2 protein-coding genes are annotated in these 2,800 nt (G+C 70.2%); both read left to right on the top strand.

The genetic code is table 11. The annotated features are described in order from the left end of the window. Positions 1 to 1,185 (top strand): beta-ketoacyl reductase (locus ACIRU3_RS47545; protein ID WP_404070680.1); only part of this gene is annotated, 1,185 nt, incomplete at its 5' end. 82 nt (positions 1,186 to 1,267) lie between these two features. Then, positions 1,268 to 2,800, top strand: a 1,533-nt coding sequence (locus ACIRU3_RS47540; RefSeq protein WP_404070677.1) for a type I polyketide synthase, incomplete at its 3' end; no start/stop codon positions are given.

Here is a 2,800-nt window from a genome sequence, read left to right as displayed (position 1 = left end):
GGGCTTGGTGCGGGTGTGACGGTGGCGGCGTGTGATGTCGCTGACCGTGGTGAGCTGGCGGAGTTGTTGGGGTCGTTGACGGAGGATCCCGGGCTACCGCCGTTGACCGCTGTGGTGCACACCGCCGGAGTACTGGACGACGGCGTGGTGGACGCGCTGTCGCCGGAGCGGTTCCCGGACGTGCTCGGCCCGAAGGCCGGCGCCGCCGCGCACCTCGACGAGCTGACCCGCGACCTGGACCTGTCCGCGTTCGTCATGTTCTCGTCGATGGCCGGTACGGTCGGCGGCGCGGGACAGGGCAACTACGCGGCCGCCAACGCATTCCTGGACGCGCTGGTGCAGCGCCGCCGCGCCCTCGGTCTGCCGGGCACTTCGGTGGCCTGGGGAGCGTGGGCGGACGGCGGTCTGGCCACCGAAAGGGTCGGCGAGGAGTGGCTGCAGCGCGGCGGCATCGTGCCCATGGCACCGGACGACGCCGTCGCGGTGCTGCGCCAGACGCTGGACCGCGACGAGGCCTGTGTCGCCGTCGCGGACGTGGACTGGGACCGCTTCGCGCACCGGCTGGCCACGGGCCGCCCCGCCCCGCTGATCGACGAGATCGCCGAGGCTCGCCAGGCCCTGGAAGCGGCGGGCGGCGGTGCTGCGGGCCACGGTCCGGACACCGACGCCACGTTCCGGGACGAGCTGGCCGGACTCACTCCGCCGGAACAGCAGCGGAGGCTGCTGGAGCTGGTACGGCACCAGGTCGCCGTGGTACTCGGGCACGCCACCACGGAGGCGGTCACCGCCGACCGGGCGTTCAAGGACCTCGGCTTCGACTCGCTCACCGCCGTTGAACTCCGCAAGCGCCTGAACAACGCGACAGGGCTGCGGCTCGCGGCCACGCTCGCGTTCGACTATCCGACGCCTGAAGCCCTCGCGGACCATCTGCGCGCCGAGTTGAGCCAGGACGGGCCCAAGCGTTTCGATTCCCTGCTCGGCGATCTGGACAGGCTGGAATCCGAAATCGCCGACATCATCACCGAAGACGATGCGCGCGGAGAGATCTCCGTCCGGCTGAAAGCGCTGCTGCAACTGTGCATCGCGCCGGAAGAGGACCCCGCCGAGACGGCGGCCGAAAAGTTCGCATCGGCCTCCGACGATGAAGTCTTCGACTTCATCAGTAATGAGCTCGGCATTTCCTGAGCCCTACATCCGGTGTTCTCCCACCGATGTGTGACGAATTCTCGAACTTCTCGAACTTCTTGAAACCCTGGAGTGGTACCGCGTGACGAACACCAGCGAGGACAAGCTTCGCTACTTCCTGAAGCGAGTGACGGGTGAGCTTCACGAAACGCGGCAACGCCTGCAGGAAGTGGAGTCCGGGGAGCACGAGCCCGTCGCCATCATCGGTATGAGCTGCCGGTACCCGGGCGGGGTGAACTCGCCGGAGGAACTGTGGGAGTTGCTGGCCGACGGACGTGACGCCTTCTCCGAATTCCCCGCCGACCGCGGCTGGGACGTCGAGGGGCTGTACGACCCGGAGCTGAGCCGGCCGGGCACCTCGTACGTCCGCGAAGGCGGCTTCCTTGAGCGGGTCGGCGAGTTCGACCCGGCGTTCTTCGGGATCTCGCCTCGCGAGGCGCTGGCGCTCGACCCGCAGCAGCGACTGCTGCTGGAGACCTCCTGGGAGGCGATCGAACGGGCGGGCATCGACCCGTCGTCGCTCAAGGGCAGCCGTACCGGTGTCTTCGCGGGCACCAACGGCCAGGACTACGCGGCCCTGCTGCGGCGCTCTCCCAAGCAGTCGGAGGGCTTCCTGGCCACAGGCATCGCGGCCAGCGTGGTGTCCGGACGCCTCTCCTACACCTTCGGGCTCGAGGGACCGGCGGTCACCGTCGACACGGCGTGTTCCTCATCGCTGGTGACCCTGCACCTGGCCGCACAGGCACTGCGCAACGGCGAATGCTCGCTGGCGCTCGCGGGCGGTGTCACCGTGATGTCCACCCCCGAGACCTTCGTCGAGTTCAGCCGTCAGGGAGCACTCTCCCGTACCGGGCGCTGCCGCCCCTTCGCGGCAGCGGCTGACGGTACGGCGTGGGGCGAGGGCGTGGGCATGCTGGTGCTGGAGCGGTTGTCGGACGCGCGCCGCAACGGCCACCCGGTGCTGGCCGTGATCCGGGGCTCCGCGGTCAACCAGGACGGCGCGAGCAACGGCCTCACGGCGCCCAACGGGCCGTCCCAGCAGCGCGTCATCCGCCAGGCCCTGGCGAGCGCCGGGCTGTCGTCGGCTCAGGTCGACGCGGTCGAGGCGCACGGCACCGGCACCACCCTGGGTGACCCGATCGAGGCGCAGGCACTGCTGGCCACCTACGGGCAGGGCAGGCCGGAGGATCAGCCGCTGTGGATCGGTTCGCTGAAGGCCAACATCGGCCACACCGCGGCCGCCGCCGGCGTCGCGGGTGTCATCAAAATGGTGCTGGCCATGCGGCACGGCACGCTGCCCCAGTCGCTGTACGTGGACGAACCCACCCCCCAGGTGGACTGGACGGCCGGCGCCGTGGAGGTCCTGACGGACCGGCGGGCCTGGCCGGAGACCGGCCAGCCGCGCCGAGCCGGAGTCTCCTCCTTCGGGGTCAGCGGCACCAACGCCCACGTGATCCTGGAGCAGGCGCCGCAGGCGGAGGCGGCCGCGGAGCCGACAGAGGACACCGGCCCGGTGACGGAGCGCATCGAGCCTGTTGTGGTGCCTTGGGTGGTTTCGGGTCGTGGTGTTGAGGCGTTGCGTGGGCAGGCGGGGCGGTTGGTGTCCTGCGTCGAG

Source organism: Streptomyces sp. NPDC101151 (assembly GCF_044768335.1).
Classification (GTDB): Bacteria; Actinomycetota; Actinomycetes; order Streptomycetales; family Streptomycetaceae; genus Streptomyces.
This window is presented reverse-complemented; position numbering and strand designations above follow the sequence as displayed.